Below are 14,332 nucleotides of genomic sequence, written 5' to 3'. Positions count from 1 at the left end.
TGCGCCCCTTCCTTTGCGCGCCGCGATTGACTAGGTGGGGGTGGGGCCAAGCGAAAGGAAAGCCGATGTCGTTCTTTTCCAAACTGAAGGCGCGTCTGACGCGATCCTCATCCAGGCTGGATGAGGGGCTGGACGCGATCATCGGCGACGCACCCGAGGCTGAAGCGCAGGCCGCCCCCGACGCCCCTCCGGCCGCGCAGGCGACCCCTGCCCCTGCACCGGAACCGGAACCCGAGGCCGCGCCCTCCGGCAGCTTGCTGGGCCGCATCTTCGGCAAGCCCGACCCCGCCCCGCAAGCCGCCCCGCAAGCCGCCCCCCCGCCTGTCGCGACCGAACCCCGGCGCGAGCTGGACGATGCCATGCTGGAAAGCCTGGAAGAATTGCTGATCCAGGCCGACATGGGCGTGGACACCGCGCTGCGCGTCAGCGCCAATATCGCCGAGGGCCGGATGGGCAAGCGCCTCTCCGCGACCGAGATCAAGCGCCTGCTGGCCGATGAGATCACCCGCATCATGACCCCCGTCGCGCGGCCGCTACCGATCTATCCCAAGCGCCCGCAGGTGGTGCTGGTCGTCGGCGTGAACGGCTCGGGCAAGACCACGACCATCGGCAAGCTGGCCAGCCAGTTCCGCGCCGCCGGCAAATCCGTTGTGATCGCTGCCGGCGACACCTTCCGCGCCGCGGCGGTCGAGCAGTTGCAGGTCTGGGGCCAACGCGCCGGGGTGCCGGTGATGACCGCCCCCGAGGGCAGCGACCCCGCCAGCCTGGCCTTTGACGCCATGACCCGGGCCGAGGCCGAGGGCGCCGATCTGCTGATGATCGACACCGCGGGCCGTCTGCAAAACCGTGCCGATCTGATGGAGGAACTGGCCAAGATCGTCCGCGTCATCCGCAAAAAGGACGCAAGCGCGCCACATAACACCGTGCTGGTGCTGGACGCGACCACTGGCCAGAACGCGCTTGGCCAGGTCGAGACCTTTCAAAAGATTTCAGACGTCTCGGGCCTGGTGATGACCAAGCTTGACGGAACCGCGCGCGGCGGCGTGTTGGTGTCGCTGGCCGACCGCTTTGGCCTGCCGATCCATGCGATCGGGGTGGGCGAACAGATCGACGACCTCGCGCCCTTTGACCCTGCCGAATTCGCGCAGGCTCTGGTCGGGCTGGCCGATCAATCCTGATCGGCGTTCCGATCGGGGGTGATGTCGGGCATCAGCCGGCGCACGATCCACAGCACGATCAGCGCAAAGACCATCGCCACCAGGGCCAGTTGCAGCTTGCCGATGCCGCAGGCCAGCCCGACCGCGCCCGCCATCCACATCGACGCGCCGGTGGTCAGCCCCTTCACCTTGCCGCCCGAGGTGATGATCGACCCCGCCGCCAGAAACGCCACGCCCGAGGTGACGGCCTCGATCATCCGCAGCGGGTCGCTGGTCAGCCGCACCCCGGCCTCATCGCCCAGATAGGTCAGTTCCAGCGCCAGCAACGCGAACAGGGCCGAAGCCAGCGATACCAGCATATGTGTGCGCAAACCGGCGGGACGGGCGTTGACCTCGCGTTCCCATCCGATAAGGCTGCCCATCAGCGCGGCGGCGATCAGCCGCAAGATGGCGGTGGCAAAGGGCATGCTTTCGGTGCCGATGGTCAAATCATGAAGAAAGTCTGCAAAAAAGGCGTTGGGCATCGCGGGGGCCTGCATGGTTGAATCGTTGGTTGCGCTTGAGGGTAGCGAAGCCGGGCACCGTCTGGCACTGATTCTTGCGCTGTCGGCGGCGGTTCTGCACGCGCTGTTCGGGGCACTGCAAAAGGGTCGTCACGATCCCTGGCTGTCACGCGGCGCCATCGACATTGCCGCCGGGCTGATGGCCGCGCCCGTTGCGCTGTTCGTCGTGCCCTGGCCCGAGCCGCATATGTGGCCGATCTTCGCGGGCGTTTTCCTGATCCATGCCGGCTACAAGATGGCGCAGGCCGCGACCTATGCACGCGGCGCCTATACCGTGGTCTATCCGGTGGTGCGCGGCACTGCGCCGCTGGTGGTCGTCATCGCCTCGGGCCTGGTCTTTGGTGAGCGTTACAACGCCGGACAATGGCTGGGCATCGCCATCCTCGTCAGCGGTATCTTTGGGCTGGCCGCCTATAACCTGCGCCATGTCACCATCGACCGCGACCGGCTGGTGCCCGCGCTTGGCCTTGCGGTGCTGACCGGCGGGTTCGTCGCCCTTTATACCACCTATGACGCCTATGGCATCCGCGCCACCGCCAACCCCTTTACCTTCATCGCCTGGTTCTTCTTCATCGACAGCTTCTTCATGCCGCTGATCGTGGGCCGTCGCTGGACACGGCTACCGGCATCCGAACTGGTGCCGCTGATCCGGCTGGGGGTGATGGGGGCGCTTGTCGCCTTCGCCTCGTTCGGGTCGATCATGCTGGCCACGCGGCTGTCGGATGTCGGCCAAGCGGCGGTGCTGCGCGAGACCTCGGCCGTGTTTGCCGCGCTGATCGGCTGGCTGGTGCTGGGCGAAAAGGTCGGGCCGCGCCGCACGGCGCTGATGGCGATGATCGCGGGTGGCGCAATCCTGGTAGAGATCGCCCGCGCCGGGTGATAGACAGGCGCCACCACAGGACAAGGGGCAAGAATGACACCGCGACCGATCCACCCGCTGATGAAAACCGTGCTGGAGTTCGGCCCGCTGCTGGTGTTCTTCGTGCTGTTCCTGCTGTGGCGCGATACCAGTTTCACCGTGGCCGGGCGCAGCTACGGCGGCTTCATCGCCGCCACCGCCGTGTTCGTGCCGGTGCTGGCCCTGGCCACGCTGCTGCAATGGCGGATCACCGGCCATCTGTCGGCCATGCAGATCGCCACCCTGGTGCTGGTCGTGGTGTTCGGCGGCCTGTCGGTCTGGCTGAACGACCCACGCTTTTTCAAGCTGAAGCCCACGCTGATCTATCTGCTGTTCGCCGCCATCCTGGGCTTCGGCCTCATGCGCGGCAAGGCGTGGCTGGCCCTCGTCATGTCCGAGGCGCTGCCGATGCGCGAACCCGGCTGGACGATCCTGACGCGGCGGATGATCGGCCTGTTCCTGGGCCTGGCCGTCGCGAATGAGGTGATCTGGCGCAGCCAGTCCGACACCTTCTGGGTCAATTTCAAGACCTTCGGGCTGCCTGCGATCATGTTCATCTTCCTGCTGTTGCAGGCCCGCCTGTTCTCGACCTATGGCATTGAAAAGCCCAAGGAATAAATGATGTCCGATCATCACACCCGCACCCGTCTGGTGCATCACGGCATTCGTCGTAGCCAGTATGGCGAAATGGCCGAGGCGCTGTTCATGACGCAGGGCTTTGCCTATGACAGCGCCGAACAGGCCGAGGCGCGGTTCATCAAGTCCGGCGATGACGAGTTCATCTATGCCCGCTACGGCAACCCCACCTCGCGCATGTTCGAGGATCGGATCGCCGCGATCGAGGGCACCGAGGATGCCTTTGCCACCGCCAGCGGCATGGCCGCCGTCAATGGCGCGCTGACCGCGATCCTGAAGGCGGGCGATCACGTCGTCGCGGCGCGGGCCCTGTTCGGGTCGTGCCTTTATGTGCTAGAGGTTCTGGGCCGGTTCGGCGTCGATGTGACGCTGGTCGATGGCCGCGATCTGGACCAATGGCAGGCCGCCATGCGCCCCGGCCAGACCCGCGCGGTGTTCTTTGAAAGCATGTCGAACCCCACGCTTGAGGTGATCGACATCGCCGCCGTATCGCGCATCGCCCATGACGCGGGCGCCATCGTCATCGTCGACAATGTGTTCAGCACGCCGATCTTTTCGCGCGCGGTCGACCTGGGGGCCGATGTCGTCGTCTATTCCACGACCAAGCATATCGACGGCGGCGGGCGCTGTCTGGGCGGCGTCGTCTGCGGGCGGCGCGACTACATCCGTGGCCCGCTTGAGGCTTACCTCAAACATACCGGCGGCGCGATCAGCCCGTTCAATGCCTGGGTGATGCTGAACGGCATGACCACGCTGGACCTGCGGGTGCGCGCCCAGGCCGAGAACGCCAAGGCCCTGTCCGAGGCGCTGATCGGCGATGCCCGTCTGGCGCAGGTGATCTATCCCGGCCATGCCAGCCACCCCGATCACGCCCTGGCCATGGCGCAGATGGGCAGCGGCGGCACCATGTTGTCGATCGACCTGAAGGGCGGGCAAGAGGCCGCCTTCCGCTTCCTGAATGCGCTGAAGATCGTCACCATTTCGAACAATCTGGGTGATGCCAAGACCATCGCCACCCATCCGGCGACCACCACCCATCAGCGTCTGCCGTCCGAGCAAAAGGCCGAACTGGGGATCACCCCCGGTCTGGTGCGGCTGTCGGCGGGGATCGAGGATGCGCGCGATCTGATCGCCGATCTGCGCGGCGCGCTGGACGCGATCTGACGGGCGGCGCGGTCATGGCGGATGATCCTGACCGCGCCCCGATCTGCCCCAACCCGATCTGCCCCTTATGCGACCGCCCGATCCCGGCGGGTGTGCCGCAAAGCCGCCACCACCTGATCCCACGGCTGAAGGGCGGCAAGAATGGGCCCGTCGTGCTGTTGCACGCTGTCTGCCACCTGACCATCCACAAGACCCTGACCGAGGCGCAATTGGCGCGCGATTACGCCACGATGCCCGCGCTGCGCGCCCATCCCGAGATTGCCCGCTTCGTCACGTGGGTCGCGCGGCGTCCGCCCGGCTGGCGCGGCCGGGTGCGTTAGAACGGTACGTCGCCCGCCACATCCGCCGCCACCAGAAACGCCTGTTTCAAGTGCTTCGACCCGGCCTTGTCGAAATCGACCGTGGCTGTGTCGCCCTCGGCATCGGCGATGGTGCCATAGCCGAACTTCTGGTGAAACACTCGGTCGCCAGGGCTGAACAGGCGCGTGGCCTTGCCCTCCAGCGTGATCGGCTTGGCGGCCCGCGCCGCGCGATCGGCACCCCGTTCCTGCATCCGCCGCCAGCCGGGCGAGGCATAGACATCCGCCTTGGCCGCGCGGTCGTGCAGGCTGTCGGCCACGGCATTGTCCACAGCCCGCGCCATCGCCATCCCCGCCGCGCCATAGCCGCCGCCGTAAAGGCCGGGCGGGGTCAGCACCTCGACATGCGCCTCGGGCAGTTCGTCGATAAAGCGCGAGGGCAGCGCCGATTGCCATTGCCCATAAACGCGCCGGTTCCCCGCGAAGCTGATCGTCGCCAGCTTTTCAGCGCGGGTGATGCCGACATAGGCCAGCCGCCGCTCCTCCTCGAGGCCCTTTTGGCCGGTCTCATCCATCGATCTTTGACTGGGGAACAGGCCGTCCTCCCACCCCGGCAGAAAGACCACCGGAAACTCAAGCCCCTTGGCGGCGTGCAGGGTCATGATGCTGACCTTTTCGGACGCATCCTCGCTGTCATTGTCCATGATCAGCGCGATATGTTCCAGAAAGCCCTGAAGATTGGTAAAGGCCTCCAAGGCCTTGACCAGTTCCTTCAGGTTTTCCAGCCGCCCCGGCGCCTCGGGCGTCTTGTCGGCCTGCCAGAAGGCCGTATAGCCGCTTTCATCAAGGATGCGTTCGGCCAGTTCGATATGGCTTGCCCCCTCATCCAGCGTGGCGGCGTGCCAGCGGCCCAAGGCCTCGACCAGTTCGCGCAGCGCCGCCCCGCCCTTGCCGCTGATCGCGCCCTCGGCCACCGCGTCGCGCGCGGCCATCACCAGGGGGATTGCGCGGTCGCGGGCGATGCGCTGGATCGTCTGCTGTGCCTTGTCGCCCAGGCCACGTTTCGGCGTATTGACGATGCGTTCAAAGGCCAGATCATCGGCGGGGCTGACGGCCAAGCGGAAATAGGCCATGGCGTCGCGGATCTCCAGGCGTTCATAAAACCGGGGGCCGCCGATGACGCGGTAGGGCAGACCGATGGTCAGAAACCGGTCCTCGAAGGCGCGCATCTGGTGGCTGGCACGCACCAGGATGGCCTGACCGTTCAGCCCGATCCGGCCGATGGGGCGCAGACCGCTGGCGAAAGCCTCGATCTCCTCCCCGATCCAGCGGGCTTCGGTATCGCCATCCCAGTGACCGATCAGGCGAACCTTTTCGCCGCCCTTTTCCTCGGTCCACAGCGTCTTGCCCAGCCGCCCCTGATTGGCCGCGATCAGCCCCGAGGCCGCCGCCAGAATATGTTCGGTCGACCGGTAGTTCTGTTCCAGCCGGATCACCGTCGCGCCGGGAAAATCCTTTTCAAACCGCAGGATATTGCCGACCTCGGCACCGCGCCAACCATAGATCGACTGGTCGTCATCGCCCACGCAGCAAATATTGTGATGGCCCTGCGCGATCAGCCGCAGCCAAAGATACTGGGCCACGTTGGTATCCTGATACTCATCGACCAGAATGTATTTCAGCCAGGATTGATAGCGGTGCAGCACATCGGGGTGGCGCTGAAAGATCGTCACCACATGCAGCAGAAGGTCGCCAAAATCGACGGCGTTCAGCGTCAGCAGCCGGTCCTGATAGGCGGCGTAAAGCTCGGTTCCCATGTGGTTGAAGGCCGCTGCCTCGACCGAGGGCACCCGGTCCGGGGTCAGCGCGCGGTTCTTCCAGCCGTCGATCAGCCCCGCCAGCAGCCGCGCGGGCCAACGCTTTTCGTCGATATTGGCCGCCGTGATCAACTGCTTCAGCAGCCGGATCTGATCATCGGTGTCCAGAATGGTGAAGTTCGGCTTCAGCGTCACGCGGTCATTGCCGATCAGCTCGGCATGGCGGCGCAGCAGGCGGGCGCTGATCGAATGGAAGGTGCCCAGCCAGGGCATCCCCTCGACCGTGCCGCCGACCAGACGGCCGACACGATCCTTCATTTCGCGCGCGGCCTTGTTGGTAAAGGTCACCGCCAGAATCTCATTCGGGCGGGCCTTGCCCAGCGTCAAGAGATGCGCGATCCGCGTGGTCAGCGCGCGGGTCTTGCCGGTGCCCGCCCCGGCCAGCATCAGCACCGGCCCATCCAGCGTCTGCACGGCGGCGGCCTGCGCGGGGTTCAGCCCCTCCAAATAGGGGGCGGGCCGGGCGGCCATGGCCTGCTGCGACAGCGGCGCGCGGGCGGGGGGGTGATCGTCGAAACCGTTCATCCGCGCATCATAGCCGCGCAGGCACGGGCCGCCAAGTTCTGTTCCGCAATCGTTCTAACGATAAAGCGTGACGCCCGCACCCGTCCAGGTGCCATCCGTGGCGCGGCTCAGTGTGGCGATTTCGTTGTTCGCGGCGTCGTTCAACACGATCTTGTCGCCGCGCAACACCCAGCCATTCGCCCAGACCATCGGCGCGCCGAAACAGCCCGTCTGCGACAGATCGCGGCGGCCAAAGCGATCCTGCGTCGACAGATCGACGGTGCAGACGCGCCCGTCAGCCTCGCGCACGTTCCAGCGCCCGGCGGTGCCACGCAGGCTGGGCGCGGCTGGCTGCGCCAGCAGGCCCCCGATCAGCCCCGCAACCAGCGCATCGCTGCGGATGCCCCCCCCGGCCGAGGCCCCGCTGTGGCGGCTGGTCGTCACCGTGGTGGTGACATTCGGCGCGGTGGTGACGGTGGTGGTGACATTGCCATGGCTGCTTTCGACACCGGCGATCGGGGTCACGCCGCGCGGGCCAAGCTCAACCCCCGCCTGGGGGACGCAGGCGGCGATCATCGTCACGGCGGTCAGCGGCAACATAAGGCGGATCATCGGAACCTCATCAGATGGAAAGAGGCGCTTGAACACCCGCTTGCGCGCCACGGCAAGGTGGCAGGCCGTCACGCCCCATCACCTTGGCGCGATCATCCGCGATGGATCAGCGTTCCGAACAGATGCGGGTCGATACTGTCGCCCGCAAAGGTCGCGCCTTCGGTCAGCACCGACACCGCGTCATGGCTGTGCAGGCTTTCCTGATGGCTGGCCACCACGCGGAAATCGCCGATCCGGGGATCGTCGCGCAGCACCGCGCAAAATGCGCGCACCGCATCTTCGACGAAAATCGGGTTCGCGGCGTTCAGCTCGGCAAAGGCCTGTTCATCCTCGCGCTTGACCATCACCTGCGTTTCGGTCGGCACGGCGCGGCGGCACATCTCGATCAGGTCTTCAAACCACAGGATGTCGCCCTTCATCTCGACCGAGATCCGCGCCACCGACCGCTGCGAATGCGGCGTGGCCAACTGCCCGCGCGTGCGCCGCGCATGTTCCGACAGTTCCAGCGAGCACGGGCAGGTCGAGGAATAGACATAATCCAGATGCAGCAGCTTCTTGCGTTGCCCCGCGATTTCAACCAGTTCGGCGGCGATATCGTAATATTGCCATCCCGCCAGACCCGACCGCAACGAGGCGACACGCATCGGATAGGCGAAGCGCATCGACAGCCGCGCATCCAGTGCGTCCAGATGATCCTGATAATCGTCCAGCGCCTCGGACATGAACTCAAGGCTGAAATCACGCTCGGCATGGGCATAGAAGGACCGCATGATCCGCGACATGTTGATGCCCTTGTGGGCAGCCGACAGGCTGACAGTGCCGGTCACGCTGGTCTCCAGGCTGACCTCACCGCCTTCGCGGCGACGATAGCGGATCGGCAGGCGAAAGTTGGAAATGCCGACATGCTGGATGCCGGTCGCGGCGCCGACGATCAGGCTGGCGGGGCCGTTTTGCAGATCGGGCAGGCTGTCCTTATAGGCCGGGGTCACGGTGAAATCGGCCGGATAGTCGCGCGACAGGTCGGGGTAATTGCCGACCGCGCGCCCCGGCAAGAGCCGCGCCACGGCGGGGTCCAGCGCCGCGATCTCGGCCTCGGTCGCGCAGGCGGCCCAATCGCGCAGCCGGTTCAGCGCCGCGCGGGCCTGATCGAAAGTCGGTGTCTCAGCCATCGGCGCCCCCTGTTGTGGCACCTAGATGGTCAGACCCGCGGCCGGACGCAAGCCCCGGTTGGCACATGGCGACGCGCGAACGGCCGATTGCGACGGCTGAACCGTTCAGCGCCCCTGCTGCCTGCGCGCCATGAAGGCAAGCCGTTCAAAAAGCGCCACATCCTGTTCGTTCTTCAACAGCGCGCCATGCAGGCGGGGCAGCAGGCTGGAGGGATCGCGCTTCAGATCCTCGGGCGACAGATCTTCGGCCAACAGCAGCTTCAGCCAGTCCAGCATCTCGCTGGTTGACGGCTTCTTCTTCAGCCCCGGCACCTCGCGCAGTTCATAAAACGTCGCCAGTGCGGTTTCCAGCAGGCGCGGCTTGATCTCGGGGAAATGCACGTCGACGATGCGCTTCATCACCTCGTGTTCGGGGAAGCGGATGTAGTGGAAGAAACAGCGGCGCAGAAAGGCGTCGGGCAGTTCCTTTTCATTGTTGCTGGTGATGATGACCACCGGGCGATGGATGGCGCGGATGGTTTCGCCGGTCTCATAGACGTGGAACTCCATCCGGTCGAGTTCCTGCAACAGGTCGTTCGGGAACTCGATATCGGCCTTGTCGATCTCGTCGATCAGCAGGACGACCTTGGCCGGGGCTTCAAAAGCCTGCCACAGCTTGCCCTTGCGGATGTAATTGGCGACGTCATGCACCCTTTCGTCGCCCAACTGGCTGTCGCGCAGCCGCGATACGGCGTCATATTCGTAAAGCCCCTGTTGCGCGCGGGTGGTGGATTTGACGTTCCATTCCACCATCGGCAGGCTCAGGCTGGCGGCCACCTGGCGCGCCAGTTCGGTCTTGCCGGTGCCCGGCTCGCCCTTGACCAGCAGCGGGCGTTCCAGCGTGATTGCGGCATTCACCGCCACCGCCAGATCATCCGGCGCGACATAGGTTTCGGTCGATTGAAAGCGCATGTCGCCCCCCGTTGCTGCCCGCCCTGATTAGGCGGCCCCGTCCGACCATTCAACCCTTGCGCAATTCGGGCCTCAGGCAAATCGGGCCGCAGGCTAATCGGGGTGGTGACAACCCCCCTTTCATCCTTTAAGGGGACGCGCGAGGAGGCCGGATGATCGTCGTGACCCAACGTCATCCACCGGCGCGCAAAGGAGACAGGATGAAACAGCAAACGTTTCTTCCCGACGATTATCGTCCGGCCGAGGACGAACCCTTCATGAATGACCGGCAGCTGGAATATTTCCGCCGCAAGTTGCAGGCATGGAAGGCCGAGCTGCTGGAACAATCCGCCGAAACGCTGGAAGGGTTGCAGGACAGCGCCCGCAATGTCCCCGACATTGCCGACCGCGCATCCGAGGAGACCGACCGCGCGCTGGAATTGCGCACCCGCGACCGTCAGCGCAAGCTGGTCGCCAAGATCGACTCGGCGCTGCGCCGGATCGACAATGGCGAATATGGTTACTGCGAGATGACGGGCGAGCCGATCAGCCTGAAACGGCTGGACGCCCGCCCGATCGCCACCATGACGCTTGAGGCGCAAGAGCGCCACGAACGCCGCGAGCGCGTCCACCGCGACGACTGACCGAAGGTAAGCCATGCGCCCGATCCCGAACCTGCCGACCCAAGGCTGCGCCGACTGGGACCGGGGTGCCATGAAGGGGGTGCGGGCATGACCGGCGCGCTGCGGGGTCGGCCCGTCACCATCATCGGCGGCGGCATCGGCGGGCTGACGGCGGCGCGCGCACTGGCATTGCGCGGCGCCCATGTCACGCTGATCGAACAGGCCGATGCCCTGCGCGAGGTCGGCGCCGGGTTGCAACTTTCGCCCAACGGCATTCGCGTTCTGAAAGCCCTTGGCCTTGATGAGGGGCTAGCCGCGATTGCCCCGCGCAGTCAGGCGATCGAGTTGCTGAACGGCGAAACCGGCGACCGGGTGGCGCGTCTGGACCTGCTGGCACATCGCCCGGATGAGGCCTTTCGCGTCGCCTGGCGCCCGCGGCTGATCGACCTGCTGGCGCAGGGGGCGCGCGATGCCGGTGTTCAGGTGATCCTTGGGCAGCGATTGGATCACGCCGACTTCGGACCGGATGGCGTGACGCTGACCATGGCCGGCGGGGTGACGCATCACGCGCCCCTTGTGATCGGCGCGGACGGGCTGCATTCGATCCTGCGCCCGCTGGCGGCGGGCAGCCCGCAGCCGCGTCCGTTCTTTACCGGTCAGGTCGCCTGGCGTGCGGTGATCCCGGCGGCGGCCAGCGAACCTGTCGTCCCGCAGGTGTTCATGGGGCGCGGGCGGCATCTGGTCAGCTATCCGATGGGCCACGGCCTGCGCAACATCGTCGCGGTCGAGGAGCGCCGCGATTGGGTTGAGGAAAGCTGGAACCTGACCGACGACCCACTGACCCTGCGCGCCGCCTTCCGCGACTTTCGCGGCCCGGTGCCGGGATGGTTGGCGCAGGTCGACAGCTGCTATCTCTGGGGCCTGTTCCGCCACCCGGTCGCCGCCCGCTGGGGCCGGGTCGAGGGCGGCGGCGCGGTCGCGATCCTGGGCGATGCGGCCCATCCCACCCTGCCCTTTCTGGCGCAGGGCGCGGTCATGGCCATGGAAGATGCCTGGGTGCTGGCCTCGATGCTGGATCGCCATACCGACCCGGCCCAAGCGATCGAGGCCTATCAGATCGCCCGCCGCCACCGCTGCCAGGAGATCGTCGAGGCTGCCAACCGCAACGCCCGCAATTACCACCTGACCGGCCTGCCACGGCTGGCGGGCCATGCCGGGCTGCGGCTGATCTCGGCGCTTGCACCGGGCAAGCTGCTGGACCGCTTCGATTGGGTCTATGATTACGATCCGACCGCGATCTGACTGCGGGGACAGGGGGCGCTGCCCGTTCAGGCGTCCAGTTCGACCCAGACGGGAACGTGATCGCTGGGCTTGTCCTTGGCGCGGCAGTCCTTGTCGACCCCGGCCGCGCGCAGCAGATCGGCGGCCTGCGGCGTGGCCAGCAGATGATCGATGCGGATGCCATTGTTGCGCTGCCAGGCTCCGGCCTGATAATCCCAAAAGGTATAGACCCCGCCCTGAGGCTGATACAGCCGCAGCGCGTCGGTCAGCCCGAGGTTGACCATCCGGCGAAAGGCCGCGCGGGTGTCGGGCAGATAAAGGGCGTCGTCCACCCAGGCCTCGGGGCGCGCGGCATCCTCGGCCTGCGGGATGACGTTGTAATCGCCGGCAAACAGCATCGGCATTTCCTCGATCAGGGCCGCGCGCATCCGCGCCTCCAACCGCGCCATCCACTCCAGCTTGTAATCATATTTCGGCCCAGGCGCGGGGTTCCCATTGGGAAGGTAAAGCCCCGCCACCCGCACCGCGCGTGTGCCGATCACCGTGGCCTCGATATAGCGGGCCTGTTCGTCGCTGTCGTCACCGGGCAGGCCGCGCATCACATCCTCCAACGGCAGGCGCGACAGGATGGCGACACCGTTGAACCCTTTTTGCCCATGGGTTTCAACGCGGTAGCCCAGATCCTCGATCACCTCGCGCGGGAAGGCCTCATCAACCGACTTGATTTCCTGAAGCAGCGCGACATCGGGCCGGGCCTCGGCCAGCCAGTCGTTCAGCGCCTCGATCCGGGCCTTGATGCCATTGATGTTGAAGGTCGCGATTTTCATGCCGCCACCATCCGCGCCCGCCCCGCCAAGGTCAACACCCTTCCAACCGCGCGCGCTTTCCCCTACATACCGCCCAACCCCGTTTTGCCGTCAGGAGCGTTCCCATGGCCAGCTATCAGTATGTCTATCACATGGACGGCGTGTCCAAGACCTATCCCGGCGGCAAGAAGTGCTTTGAAAACATCCGCCTGAACTTCCTGCCCGGCGTCAAGATCGGCGTCGTCGGCGTCAACGGCGCAGGGAAGTCTACGCTGCTGCGCATCATGGCAGGCATCGACAAGGATTTCACCGGCGAGGCCTGGGCCGCCAAGGGCGCGACGGTCGGCTATCTGCCGCAAGAGCCGCAACTGGACAGCTCGCTGGACGTGCGCGGCAATGTCATGCTGGGCGTGGCTGCGAAAAAGGCCATCCTGGATCGCTATAACGAACTGGCGATGAACTATTCCGATGAAACGGCCGAGGAGATGGCCGCGCTTCAGGATACGATCGACGCCCAGAACCTGTGGGATCTGGATAGCCAGATCGACGTGGCGATGGAGGCCCTGCGCTGCCCGCCCGATGATGCCGATGTCGACACCCTGTCGGGCGGTGAACGCCGCCGCGTGGCCCTGTGCAAGCTGCTGCTGGAACAGCCCGACATGCTGCTTTTGGACGAGCCGACCAACCACCTGGACGCCGAAACGATTGCGTGGCTGCAAAAGCACCTGATCGAATATCCCGGCACGATCCTGTGCGTCACCCACGACCGCTATTTCCTGGATGACATCACCGGCTGGATCCTGGAACTGGATCGCGGTCGCGGCATTCCGTATGAGGGCAACTATTCCGCCTGGCTGGAACAGAAGGCCAAGCGCCTGGAGCAGGAAAGCCGCGAGGACAAGGCCAAGCAAAAGACGCTGGAGCGCGAACTGGAATGGATCCGTGCCGGGGCCAAGGCCCGCCAGGCGAAATCCAAGGCGCGTATCAACGCCTATGAGGAACTGGCCAGCCAGTCCGAGCGCGACAAGCTGACCCGCGCGCAGATCATCATCCCGAACGGCCCGCGTCTGGGCGGCAAGGTGATCGAGGTCGAGGGCCTGAAAAAGGCTATGGGCGACAAGCTGTTGATCGAGGATCTGACCTTTGCCTTGCCGCCGGGCGGCATCGTCGGCGTGATCGGCCCGAACGGCGCCGGTAAATCGACGCTGTTCAAGATGCTGACCGGGCATGAGGCCCCGGACGCCGGTTCGATCACCTATGGCGATACCGTCAAGCTGGCCTATGTCGATCAGTCGCGCGACGCACTGGATCCCAACAAGACCGTGTGGGAGGAAATCAGCGGCGGCGCCGAGCAGATCGAGCTGGGCGACGCGCAGATGAACAGCCGCGCCTATGCTTCGGCGTTCAACTTCAAGGGCGGCGACCAGCAGAAAAAGGTCGGCCAGTTGTCGGGCGGCGAACGCAACCGCGTTCACATGGCCAAGCTGCTGAAATCAGGCGGCAACGTGCTGCTGCTGGACGAACCGACCAACGATCTGGACGTCGAGACCCTGCAAGCCCTGGAAGCCGCACTGGACGATTTCGCCGGCTGCGCCGTCATCATCAGCCACGACCGCTTCTTCCTCGACCGCCTGTGCACGCATATCCTTGCGTTCGAGGGCGACGCCCATGTCGAATGGTTCGAGGGCAACTTCGAGGCCTATGAGGATGACAAGGTGCGCCGCCTTGGCCCCGACAGCATCGAGCCCAAGCGGGTGAAATACAAGAAGTTCAGCCGCTAGACCCAGCGACGCCCGGCCCCCAAAGGTCGGGC

14 protein-coding genes are annotated in these 14,332 nt (G+C 65.6%); 8 read left to right on the top strand and 6 right to left on the bottom strand.

The genetic code is table 11. The features are described 5' to 3' along the window. The first annotated feature begins 65 nt into the window (after positions 1-65). On the top strand, positions 66-1,178 hold the full coding sequence (gene ftsY / locus ACEYYA_RS01475; protein WP_374796836.1) for a signal recognition particle-docking protein FtsY: 1,113 nt from the start codon (positions 66-68) through the stop codon (positions 1,176-1,178). Here ftsY and ACEYYA_RS01470 read toward each other — a convergent pair. Further along, positions 1,169-1,681 (bottom strand): MgtC/SapB family protein, encoded by a 513-nt coding sequence (locus ACEYYA_RS01470; RefSeq protein ID WP_374796834.1) that lies wholly within the window; start codon positions 1,679-1,681, stop codon positions 1,169-1,171. The two genes, ftsY and ACEYYA_RS01470, sit on opposite strands and share 10 nt — an antisense overlap. A gap of 13 nt (positions 1,682-1,694) precedes the next feature. Here ACEYYA_RS01470 and ACEYYA_RS01465 point away from each other — a divergent pair, with 13 nt between their 5' ends. The 4 genes from ACEYYA_RS01465 to ACEYYA_RS01450 are packed head-to-tail and all read left to right on the top strand — an operon-like array spanning position 1,695 to position 4,738. Next, the gene (locus ACEYYA_RS01465; protein WP_374796832.1) at positions 1,695-2,600 is read left to right on the top strand and encodes an EamA family transporter; all 906 of its coding nucleotides are present in this window, start codon (positions 1,695-1,697) and stop codon (positions 2,598-2,600) included. A 33-nt stretch (positions 2,601-2,633) separates the two neighbouring features. Beyond that, positions 2,634-3,236 (top strand): inner membrane-spanning protein YciB, encoded by a 603-nt coding sequence (locus ACEYYA_RS01460; RefSeq protein ID WP_374796830.1) that lies wholly within the window; start codon positions 2,634-2,636, stop codon positions 3,234-3,236. Next, positions 3,237-4,418, top strand: a complete 1,182-nt coding sequence (locus ACEYYA_RS01455) for an aminotransferase class I/II-fold pyridoxal phosphate-dependent enzyme (protein WP_374796828.1) — start codon at positions 3,237-3,239, stop codon at positions 4,416-4,418. Between the two features lie 14 nt (positions 4,419-4,432). Beyond that, complete coding sequence (locus ACEYYA_RS01450; protein ID WP_374796826.1) at positions 4,433-4,738, top strand: HNH endonuclease family protein; 306 nt, start codon at positions 4,433-4,435, stop codon at positions 4,736-4,738. On the opposite strand, the gene ACEYYA_RS01445 is transcribed toward ACEYYA_RS01450, so the two are convergent. The 4 genes from ACEYYA_RS01445 to ACEYYA_RS01430 all read right to left on the bottom strand — a co-directional run bounded on the left by ACEYYA_RS01445 (position 4,735) and on the right by ACEYYA_RS01430 (position 9,830). After that, entirely contained in the window at positions 4,735-7,119 is a 2,385-nt protein-coding gene (locus ACEYYA_RS01445; RefSeq protein ID WP_374796824.1) for an ATP-dependent helicase, read from the bottom strand. The genes ACEYYA_RS01450 and ACEYYA_RS01445 overlap by 4 nt on opposite strands. 54 nt (positions 7,120-7,173) lie before the next feature. Continuing rightward, on the bottom strand, positions 7,174-7,710 hold the full coding sequence (locus ACEYYA_RS01440; RefSeq protein WP_374796822.1) for an AprI/Inh family metalloprotease inhibitor: 537 nt from the start codon (positions 7,708-7,710) through the stop codon (positions 7,174-7,176). 92 nt (positions 7,711-7,802) lie between these two features. Beyond that, positions 7,803-8,879 carry a GTP cyclohydrolase FolE2 gene (folE2, locus tag ACEYYA_RS01435; RefSeq protein ID WP_374796820.1) on the bottom strand — a complete coding sequence of 359 codons (1,077 nt, stop codon included), beginning with the start codon at positions 8,877-8,879 and terminating at the stop codon, positions 7,803-7,805. A gap of 105 nt (positions 8,880-8,984) precedes the next feature. Further along, on the bottom strand, positions 8,985-9,830 hold the full coding sequence (locus ACEYYA_RS01430; protein WP_374796818.1) for an AAA family ATPase: 846 nt from the start codon (positions 9,828-9,830) through the stop codon (positions 8,985-8,987). A gap of 200 nt (positions 9,831-10,030) precedes the next feature. On the opposite strand from ACEYYA_RS01430, the gene dksA reads away from it, so the two are divergent. Further along, positions 10,031-10,453, top strand: a complete 423-nt coding sequence (gene dksA / locus ACEYYA_RS01425) for an RNA polymerase-binding protein DksA (protein ID WP_374796816.1) — start codon at positions 10,031-10,033, stop codon at positions 10,451-10,453. A gap of 87 nt (positions 10,454-10,540) precedes the next feature. Further along, entirely contained in the window at positions 10,541-11,734 is a 1,194-nt protein-coding gene (locus tag ACEYYA_RS01420; RefSeq protein WP_374796814.1) for an FAD-dependent oxidoreductase, read from the top strand. Between the two features lie 26 nt (positions 11,735-11,760). Here the strand turns inward: ACEYYA_RS01420 and xth are convergent, their stop codons facing one another. Next, positions 11,761-12,540 (bottom strand): exodeoxyribonuclease III, encoded by a 780-nt coding sequence (gene xth, locus ACEYYA_RS01415; protein WP_374796812.1) that lies wholly within the window; start codon positions 12,538-12,540, stop codon positions 11,761-11,763. Positions 12,541-12,644: 104 nt separating this feature from the next. Between xth and ettA the strand changes: the two genes are divergently transcribed. Beyond that, the gene (ettA, locus tag ACEYYA_RS01410; protein ID WP_374796810.1) at positions 12,645-14,300 is read left to right on the top strand and encodes an energy-dependent translational throttle protein EttA; all 1,656 of its coding nucleotides are present in this window, start codon (positions 12,645-12,647) and stop codon (positions 14,298-14,300) included. The last annotated feature ends 32 nt before the right edge of the window (positions 14,301-14,332 follow it).

It is taken from the genome of Paracoccus zhouxuedongae, from assembly GCF_041927815.1.
GTDB lineage: Bacteria > Pseudomonadota > Alphaproteobacteria > Rhodobacterales > Rhodobacteraceae > Paracoccus.
Note: the sequence above shows the minus strand (reverse complement) of the source record. Positions and strands in the feature narration are given on the sequence as shown.

Coding starts and splice junctions, on each gene's coding strand:
- ftsY (WP_374796836.1), top strand. CDS start 66: ATGTCGTTCTTTTCCAAACTGAAGGCGCGTCTGACGCGATCCTCATCC.
- ACEYYA_RS01470 (WP_374796834.1), bottom strand. CDS start 1,681: ATGCCCAACGCCTTTTTTGCAGACTTTCTTCATGATTTGACCATCGGC.
- ACEYYA_RS01465 (WP_374796832.1), top strand. CDS start 1,695: ATGGTTGAATCGTTGGTTGCGCTTGAGGGTAGCGAAGCCGGGCACCGT.
- ACEYYA_RS01460 (WP_374796830.1), top strand. CDS start 2,634: ATGACACCGCGACCGATCCACCCGCTGATGAAAACCGTGCTGGAGTTC.
- ACEYYA_RS01455 (WP_374796828.1), top strand. CDS start 3,237: ATGATGTCCGATCATCACACCCGCACCCGTCTGGTGCATCACGGCATT.
- ACEYYA_RS01450 (WP_374796826.1), top strand. CDS start 4,433: ATGGCGGATGATCCTGACCGCGCCCCGATCTGCCCCAACCCGATCTGC.
- ACEYYA_RS01445 (WP_374796824.1), bottom strand. CDS start 7,119: ATGAACGGTTTCGACGATCACCCCCCCGCCCGCGCGCCGCTGTCGCAG.
- ACEYYA_RS01440 (WP_374796822.1), bottom strand. CDS start 7,710: ATGATCCGCCTTATGTTGCCGCTGACCGCCGTGACGATGATCGCCGCC.
- folE2 (WP_374796820.1), bottom strand. CDS start 8,879: ATGGCTGAGACACCGACTTTCGATCAGGCCCGCGCGGCGCTGAACCGG.
- ACEYYA_RS01430 (WP_374796818.1), bottom strand. CDS start 9,830: ATGCGCTTTCAATCGACCGAAACCTATGTCGCGCCGGATGATCTGGCG.
- dksA (WP_374796816.1), top strand. CDS start 10,031: ATGAAACAGCAAACGTTTCTTCCCGACGATTATCGTCCGGCCGAGGAC.
- ACEYYA_RS01420 (WP_374796814.1), top strand. CDS start 10,541: ATGACCGGCGCGCTGCGGGGTCGGCCCGTCACCATCATCGGCGGCGGC.
- xth (WP_374796812.1), bottom strand. CDS start 12,540: ATGAAAATCGCGACCTTCAACATCAATGGCATCAAGGCCCGGATCGAG.
- ettA (WP_374796810.1), top strand. CDS start 12,645: ATGGCCAGCTATCAGTATGTCTATCACATGGACGGCGTGTCCAAGACC.